Source organism: Streptomyces pathocidini (genome assembly GCF_001418495.1).
In the GTDB taxonomy this organism is placed as follows: Bacteria; Actinomycetota; Actinomycetes; order Streptomycetales; family Streptomycetaceae; genus Streptomyces; species Streptomyces pathocidini.
Genome location: NZ_LIQY01000258.1, coordinates 1 through 7,920, shown reverse-complemented (window position 1 = coordinate 7,920; position 7,920 = coordinate 1). Strand labels below are relative to the sequence as shown.

General features: G+C 71.3%; 6 protein-coding genes and 1 pseudogene. 2 read left to right on the top strand and 5 right to left on the bottom strand.

Annotated elements, in window-relative coordinates:
* From AOK16_RS14020 to AOK16_RS14005, 4 genes and pseudogenes are all read right to left on the bottom strand, one after another.
* Positions 1-604: pseudogene (locus AOK16_RS14020) on the bottom strand (hypothetical protein); the annotation flags it as partial.
* Between the two features lie 121 nt (positions 605-725).
* Complete coding sequence (locus AOK16_RS14015) at positions 726-1,736, bottom strand: ABC transporter substrate-binding protein (protein ID WP_055472597.1); 1,011 nt, start codon at positions 1,734-1,736, stop codon at positions 726-728.
* Positions 1,737-1,763: 27 nt separating this feature from the next.
* Positions 1,764-2,528, bottom strand: coding sequence for an ABC transporter permease (locus AOK16_RS14010; RefSeq protein WP_079101365.1), 765 nt, complete (start codon positions 2,526-2,528; stop codon positions 1,764-1,766).
* Positions 2,529-2,530: 2 nt separating this feature from the next.
* The gene (locus tag AOK16_RS14005) at positions 2,531-3,214 is read right to left on the bottom strand and encodes an ABC transporter permease (protein WP_055472596.1); all 684 of its coding nucleotides are present in this window, start codon (positions 3,212-3,214) and stop codon (positions 2,531-2,533) included.
* A gap of 157 nt (positions 3,215-3,371) precedes the next feature.
* Between AOK16_RS14005 and AOK16_RS14000 the strand changes: the two genes are divergently transcribed.
* Complete coding sequence (locus AOK16_RS14000; RefSeq protein ID WP_055472595.1) at positions 3,372-4,532, top strand: ABC transporter ATP-binding protein; 1,161 nt, start codon at positions 3,372-3,374, stop codon at positions 4,530-4,532.
* A 105-nt stretch (positions 4,533-4,637) separates the two neighbouring features.
* On the opposite strand, the gene AOK16_RS13995 is transcribed toward AOK16_RS14000, so the two are convergent.
* Positions 4,638-5,753 (bottom strand): alpha/beta hydrolase, encoded by a 1,116-nt coding sequence (locus AOK16_RS13995; RefSeq protein ID WP_055472594.1) that lies wholly within the window; start codon positions 5,751-5,753, stop codon positions 4,638-4,640.
* Between the two features lie 316 nt (positions 5,754-6,069).
* Here AOK16_RS13995 and AOK16_RS13990 point away from each other — a divergent pair.
* Positions 6,070-7,920, top strand: a 1,851-nt coding sequence (locus AOK16_RS13990; RefSeq protein ID WP_079101366.1) for a phosphatidylglycerol lysyltransferase domain-containing protein, incomplete at its 3' end; no start/stop codon positions are given.

Sequence of the window (7,920 nt, the reverse complement as noted above, 5' to 3'; positions counted from 1 at the left end):
GGGCCTCGGCCGAGGCCCGGGTTCCCGTCGACGGCCGGGACCCTGTCGACGACTGGGTTTCCGTCGACGACCGGGTCTCCGTTGGCGGCCAAGTGCCCCTCGACGGCCGGGCTTCGGGTGCTCCCGCGGTGAGTGCCCTGGCCGGGGCGGCCGACTCCAGGGCGAGCAGTCTGCGGCCCTCGAGCGCGCTGGCCCGCTCGGCTTCCGCGGTCGCGTACCGCCGCAGCAGCGCGGCGTGTTCGTTGCGGAGGCGGGCGAGCTCGCCGCGCTTGGCGCGCAGCCTGCCCTCCAGGGTGGTGCGCAGCTCGCGCGACTCCTCGAGGTCGCCCTCGAGTTCGGCGATCCGCTCCTCGGTACGCCACTCGTCGCGCACCCGGGCCCGGTTGAGCTCGGCGACGCTCCTGCCCGCGGCGCGGTCCCAGGACCGCATGAGGACCGCACCGGTCACGGCCGCGGCGGCCGCGGCGGCCACGCATATCCGCAGGGCCACGGGATCGCCGAGCAGCCAGGCGCCCGCGGCGCAGGCCAGGGCCGCACCGGCTATCGCCGCGGGGGGCAGCAGCCTGTGCAGGGGCGGGGATTGGCGGTGGCGTCCACGTGGCATGGCCAGAAACTTACCGTGCGTACGGTTGTCGTGACGAGTCGGCCGTGAATCTGTTTTCCGCCGGTTACCCGATCCGTCACGCATCTCGCCACCACCCCGTTCGAATCCGCTCCCCACCCGGTTACTTGGACAGCAATCCCTTCGACTTCAGAAACTCTTCGGCGACATCGGCGGGCTTCTGTCGCTCGGCATCGACCTTGCGGTTGAGATCGATCAGATCGTCGGTCGTCAGCACCTTCGTGAGCTTGTCGAGAGCCGCCTCGACGTCCTTGTCCCCGGCGCTCTCCGCGTTCACCACGGGCAGCAGGTTGTCGGCGTTCTGCAGGCCCTTGTCGTCCTCCAGCAGCACCAGCCCGAAGTCGGTGAGCGTGGCGTCGGTCGTGGTGGTCAGCACCAGTTGGTCCGTGCCGTCCTTGACCGCCTGCTTGGCGGGCGTGGTGCCCACGCCCTTCGGGTCGATGGCAGTGATGTCGATGCCGTACGTCTCCTCCAGACCCGGCCGGCAGAACGGCCTGATGTCGCACTCGTCGCCGGCCGCGAGTTTGATCTTCTGGCCGGACTTCCCGAGATCGGAGAGCGTCTTGAGCCGGTGCTTCTCGGCGAATTCCCCGGACACCGCGAACGCGTTCTGATCAACCGCCTCGCCGACCGGGAGAACCTTCAACCCCCGCGGCTCGGCAAGCTTCTCGAGCACCGCGACGGTCTTGTCCACATCGCTGGTCGCCACGGGTTCCGCCTTCGGCCCGTTCTTCTTGCCGTTGAGGAATTCGGCGAGCGTGGCGGCGTATTCGGGGACGACGTCTATCTGGCCCTTCTCCAGGGCCGGTTCGTAGAGTTCGCGGTTCTTCAGGGTCTTGATGCTCGTGCTGTAACCGGCGTCCGCCAGCAGCCGGGAGTAGAGCTGGGCCATGAGCGCGGACTCGGTGAATCCGGCGGAGCCGATCACCAGCGAGCCCTTCTTGCCCCCGCCGGTGCCGGAATCGCCGCCGTCCGAGCCCTTGCTCTCCAGGCTGTCCCCGCCGCACCCGGCGGCCGTGACCACGAGCGCGACGGCGGCCAGGGCGGCGCCGGCCGTCCGGACACCGCGCCCCGCACGGGGACCTCGCGGAGTCCTGCTGAAGGTCCTGCCCATGGAAATCACCCTCCAAGTCATCGGTTGTCACACGGCCTTGGGCTCGACTGCGGCCTCTGCTCCGGTTCTGACTTCGGCCCCGGCTCCGGTTCTGAGCCCGGTTCCGGGCCCGGCCGAGGTGGCCACGGTGCGGCGCCGCACGGGGTCGAGCAACCGCCCGGCCGCGACGAGCACACCCTCGACGAGCAGCGCCAGCGCGGCGACCAGCACCGCCCCCGCCACCACCTGCGGGGTGTTATACGTGTTGAAGCCGGCCGTGATGACCCGCCCCAGTCCGCCGCCGCCCGCCATCGCGGCGAGCGTCGCGGTGGCCACCACCTGGACCCCCGCCGATCTCAGGCCGGTTGCTATCAGCGGGTAGGCGAGGGGGAGTTCGACCCGGCCGAACAACTGCCGCCCGGACATGCCCATCCCGCGCGCCGCCTCCACCACCGCGGCGTCCACCTCGCGCATCCCGATGTACGCGTTGGTGAGCAGCGGGGGCACGGCGAACAGCACCAGCGCGATGATCGTCGGCAGGTCGCCGTGCTTGCCGAGCGGGGTGAGCGTGAGCAGCACCAGGACGGCCAGCGTGGGTACGGCCCGCCCGCCGTTGGAGAGGTTGACGGCCAGCGCGCCGCCCCGGCCGATGTGGCCCAGGTAGAGCGCGACCGGCAGCGCTATCGCGCAGGCGAGCGCCAGGCACACCGCACTGAGGTAGAGATGCTCGCCCAGCCGGTTCCACACCCCGTTCTGCCCCGCCCAGTTGGCGCCCGTCGTCAGCCAGGCCCAGGCGTCCGCCAGCGCCCCCATCGTCAGCTCCCCTCCCTCGCGCGCACCCGCGCCCACGGCGTCAGCAGCCGCTGCGCACCGAGCAGCAGCACGTCGGCCACGACGGCCAGCACCACGCAGATGACGGAGGCGGTGAGCACCTGCGCCTTGAAGTAGCTGTCCAGGCCTTCCAATATGAGCGTGCCCAGGCCGCCGTACCCGACGATCGCGCCGACCGTGGTCAGGGCGATCGTGGACACCGCGGCAATGCGTATGCCGCCGAGCAGCGCGGGCAGCGCCAGCGGCAGTTCGACCTCGAACAGCAGCCGCCCCGGCCCGTATCCCATCCCCCGCGCGGCTTCCCGCGCCTCGTCCGGCACCGCGTCGAGCCCGGCCAGGATGTTGCGCACCAGAACCGTCAGCGAATACAGCGCGAGCCCGGTGACGACCACCGCGACCGAGACCCCGAACACCGGCATGAGCAGCGAGAACATCGCCAGCGAGGGGACGGTGTAGAGGACCGAGGTGAGGCCCAGCACCGGCCCGGCGAGGCCGCCCCGCCGCCGGGCGAGCAGCGCCAGCGGGAAGGCGACCAGCAGGCCGAGGACGACCGAGGCGACCGTGATCCCGACGTGCTCCACCGTCGCGTCCACCAGCTCCTGGCTTCGCGTACGGACATAGGTTCCGCAGATCCAGTCGTTCGCCGCGAGACAGCTCTCCGCGCTCACACCCGTCCACCTCCCCCCGGTGTTCGCCTACTTGTTCCCATCGCCGGCGACCCTACCTTCCGGCACTGACAATCCGTGATGGCTGTGGACAGGCCGCCACACCACGGCAATACGTTCTTCACAACAACCGGTCCTCGACCGGCGACAATGGGGCACCATGATCCGCTTCGAGCACGTCACCAAGCGCTACGCCGACGGCACAACCGCCGTCGACGACCTGTCCTTCGAGGTCGCGGAGGGCGAACTGGTCACGCTCGTCGGACCGTCGGGATGCGGCAAGACCACCACCATGAAGATGGTGAACCGGCTGATCGAGCCCTCCTCCGGCCGGATCCTCCTGGACGGTGAGGACATCGCGGCCATCGACCCGGTGAAACTGCGCCGCCGCATCGGCTACGTCATCCAGCAGGTCGGCCTCTTCCCGCACAGGACCGTCCTCGACAACACCGCCACCGTCCCCCATCTGCTGGGCTGGCAGCGGAAGAAGGGCCGCGAGCGGGCGGCCGAACTCCTCGACCTGGTCGGCCTCGACCCGTCCGTCTACGGCGACCGCTACCCCGACCAGCTCTCCGGCGGCCAGCGCCAGCGCGTCGGCGTCGCCCGCGCGCTCGCCGCCGACCCGCCCGTACTCCTCATGGACGAGCCCTTCGGCGCCGTCGACCCCGTCGTGCGCGAGCACCTGCAGAACGAGTTCCTGCGCCTGCAGTCGCAGGTCCGCAAGACCGTCCTCTTCGTCACCCACGACATGGAGGAGGCGGTCCGCCTCGGCGACCGCATCGCGGTCTACGGGCAGGGCCGCATCGAGCAGTTCGACCCGCCTGCCGCAGTGCTTGGCGCGCCCGCCACCCCCTACGTGGCCGACTTCGTCGGCGCCGACCGCGGCCTGAAGCGGCTGTCGGTCACGCCGATCGAGCCGGGCGACCTCGAACAGCCGCCGGTCGTCCACCTCGACGACCCGGTCGCCAGGGCCGCCGAGCGCCTCGCGGCCGACGATGCCCGCTGGGCCGTGGTCCTCGACGACTCCGAGAACCTGCACGGCTGGCTGTCCGCCGAGTCCGCCTCCGCCGCCGAGTCCGGGACCGTACGGGACCACTCCCGCCGCATGGAGGCCTGGCTTCCGGTCGGGGCCTCCCTCAAGCAGGCCTTCAGCACGATGCTCCAGCACGACGCGGGCTGGATCGCCGTCCTGGAGAGCGACCGGTTCCTCGGCGTCCTCACCCCGGCCCGCCTCCACGAGGCCCTCCGCCGCTCGATCGACGCCGACGCGAACGCCATCCCCCGCTCGGACGTCAACCTGGAGACGGTGGCCGACGCGTAACAGCCAACAGGCCCTTGCCCGGCAGGTCTCCACCGGCGGGGTCTCCATCGGCAGTCTCCACCAGCCGGTCTCCACCGGCGGCCCCGCCCGCCGACGACACCGCCCCTACGGCATGCCCAGCCGCCGCGAGAGCCAGTCCAGCGCCGAGGGCACCTCCCGGTTCCAGGTCGCGAAGTTGTGACCGCCGCGGTCGAGGATGATCGACGAGACCCGCAGCGGGGCCTTGGCCTTGGCTATGAAGGCCTGGGTCGCCCGGTAGTTGCCCTCGCCCTCCTTGCTGCTGGCCACCAGAACGGAGACCGGCGGCATCGGTAGGTGGTCGAGCCGCCAGAGCAGGTCGTTCTCCCGCTTCAACCGCTCACTGCCGCCGAAGAGATCGCCCGTGGTGGGGTCCAGCGGGGCCTTGTAGCTGCCGGAGAGGCCGACCGCGACCGAGAACGCGCCCGGGTTGCGCATCGTCATCTTCACGGCGCAGTAGCCCCCGGTCGAATTGCCGATCACACCCCAGCTGCGCGCCTGACCGCCCACCCGGTAATGGGAAGCGACCGCCCCGCGCAGGTCCTTGGTGAAGAAGCTCTCGGCCTGCGGCCCGCCGGGGACGTCCACGCACTCGGTGTCCCGCGGCGGCGCGACGGTGGGCCTCATCAGGACCAGCACGGTCGGCCGCATGGCGCCCGCCTGTATGCGCCGGGTGGCGGTCTGCGGGTACTTGAGCCGGGTGATCAGGTTCTCGGCCGTCCCCGGATAGCCGGTGAGCACGACGGCCGCCGGGAACCTCGTACCGGCGTAGCGCGGCTGGAAGTACTGCGGCGGGAGGTACACATACGCGGGCGCGGTGATCCCCGTGCCGCGGCCGCGTATCTCCACCTTCTCGATCCGGCCCGCCTTTCGCGGGTCGCCCCCGTTCGGCACGCCGACGCCCTGCGTGCCGAGCACCTCCAACTGCCCGGCGCCCTCCCTGCCGTGGTCCACCACCGTCCCCATCTCCTGGTCGGTGCCCAGCAGGTCCGCCCAGGAGCTGTAGAAGCCGAAGTAGGAGTTGGCCACCAGGCCGCCCGCGGCGAGGATCGACACCTGGGTCATGAGCAGCAGGCAGATCCGGCCGAGCACCGGGCGCACCCCGCCCCGCGCGAGCCGCGGCCACAGCCACACCGTCGACGCGAACAGCAGCACCGCCGCGACGACGGCGAGCAGCAGTACCTTCTTACTGGTGAGACCCATGACGGCCTTCCTGGACTTTCGTGAGAGGGCGTGAACTGAGGGATTGAGCCGAAGAGCGCCAGGAGCCGGCGGCCCCCATGGGGCGCGGGCCGGCCCCACTCGGCGGAACACAACTCGGGTTTCCGCACCGAAGGTGGGCTCCGGGTGGGTGCGCCGTCCGGTGACACCGGGCGAACCGGCCCTCCGGACCGGCCCGTTGACCGATCGGGGCGAACCAGGCAACCCGGGCCCCGAAAGTGGCGTCCTCCAGAGCGCAAATCATCCGGATGGTGCGACCAGCCGCCGCAAACATTTCTTGACGGAGCCACGGGAAGCGATGTCTGTCAGAGTAGATGGGGATAAATCCGAACAGGTTCCAGCGCGACCCGAGCGGGTCCGCCGGATGCCACGCCTGCCGGGACCAGGCCTATTGCGCGGGCCCCGCCCCGAAAAAGTGCCGAACCTGGTCGGCACGGCCTGCGCGGTCGTGGGCCTCCTCGACATCGCGGCCGGAGTCTTCCCCCGCTTCCGCCACAGCCGGATGCACTCGCTGGCCGAAGTCCTGCCCGGCGCCCTCGGCCCCTTCGCCGCCGCTCTCGCCCTCAGCGTGGGCGTCCTCCTGCTCCTCCTCGCACACGGGCTCAAGCGCCGCAAGCGCCGCGCCTGGACGGCGGCCGTCCTCCTGCTCCCGGCGGGCGCCGTGACGCAGATCCTCTACCGCCACTCGCTCGTGGGCACCCTCCTCTCGGTCGCCCTGCTCGCACTGCTGCTGCGCCACCGCCGCGAGTTCGCCGCCCTCCCCGACCCCCGCGGCCGCTGGAAGGCCCTGGCCAACTTCCTGCTGCTCGGCGCGGTCAGCGCCTCCCTCGGCATGGTGATCGTCAGCTCCCACCCGAACCGGGTCGTCGGCCGGCCCGGCTTCGCCGACCGGCTCCAGCACGTGATTTACGGGCTCGTCGGCTTCGAGGGCCCGGTCGACTACCGCGGCCAGATCTCCTGGACCGTCGGCTACTCGCTGGGCGCGCTCGGCCTGCTCACCGCCGTCACCACCATCTACCTCGCCCTGCGCCCCGAGCACCCGGTCGCGCAGCTGACCGACGAGGACGAGGTCAGGCTCCGCGAGCTGCTGGATCGGCACGGCGACCGCGACTCCCTGGGCCACTTCGCCCTCCGCCGCGACAAGGGCGTCGTCTTCTCACCCACCGGCAAGGCGGCCGTCTGCTATCGCGTGGTGTCCGGCGTCATGCTCGCCAGCGGCGACCCCATCGGCGACGTGGAGGCCTGGCCCGGCGCCATCGAGCGGTTCATGGCGCAGGCCCGGCTGCACTCCTGGACCCCCGCGGTCATGGGTTGCAGCGAGACCGGCGGGCAGGTGTGGACCCGCGAGACGGGCCTGGACGCACTGGAACTCGGCGACGAGGCCGTGGTCGACGTGCCCGACTTCACCCTCTCCGGCCGCGCCATGCGGAACGTCCGCCAGATGGTGAAGCGCATCGAGCGCAACGGCTACGAGACGCGGGTGCGACGCGTCCGCGACCTGTGCCCCGAGGAGCTGGAACTCGTGCGGCGAGCGGCGGCCGACTGGCGCGGCACCGACACCGAGCGAGGCTTCTCCATGGCGCTCGGCCGCATCGGCGACCCGGCCGACGGCGACTGCGTGATCGCCACCGCCCACAAGGCGGACGAGAACCCCCAGGACCAGACACACAGCCTTGGCCAGCACACCGCGGAAACCGCCCGGCACTCCGCAAGCCACGGCCCGTACGGCGATCTGAAGGCCGTCCTCCACTTCGTTCCGTGGGGCCCCGACGGGATGTCGCTGGACCTGATGCGGCGTGACCGCTCGGCCGACCCCGGCATGAACGAACTGCTCATCGTGGCCGCACTCCAGGCCGCACCCGGACTCGGCGTGCGCCGGGTGTCGCTCAACTTCGCGATGTTCCGCTCCGCCCTCGCCCGCGGCGAGCGGCTCGGCGCGGGACCGGTACTGCGCGGCTGGCGCGGGCTGTTGGTCTTCCTCTCCCGCTGGTTCCAGATCGAGTCGCTGTACAAGTTCAACGCCAAGTTCCGGCCTCGCTGGGAGCCGCGCTTCCTGGTGTTCGGAAACACCCGCGACCTGCCGCGGATCGGTTTCGCGGCGATGCAGGCCGAGGGCTTCGTCACACTCGGCCTGCCCCGCCCCTTCGCC

Coding starts and splice junctions, on each gene's coding strand:
- AOK16_RS14000 (WP_055472595.1), top strand. CDS start 3,372: ATGATCCGCTTCGAGCACGTCACCAAGCGCTACGCCGACGGCACAACC.
- AOK16_RS14015 (WP_055472597.1), bottom strand. CDS start 1,736: ATGGGCAGGACCTTCAGCAGGACTCCGCGAGGTCCCCGTGCGGGGCGC.
- AOK16_RS14010 (WP_079101365.1), bottom strand. CDS start 2,528: ATGGGGGCGCTGGCGGACGCCTGGGCCTGGCTGACGACGGGCGCCAAC.
- AOK16_RS13995 (WP_055472594.1), bottom strand. CDS start 5,753: ATGGGTCTCACCAGTAAGAAGGTACTGCTGCTCGCCGTCGTCGCGGCG.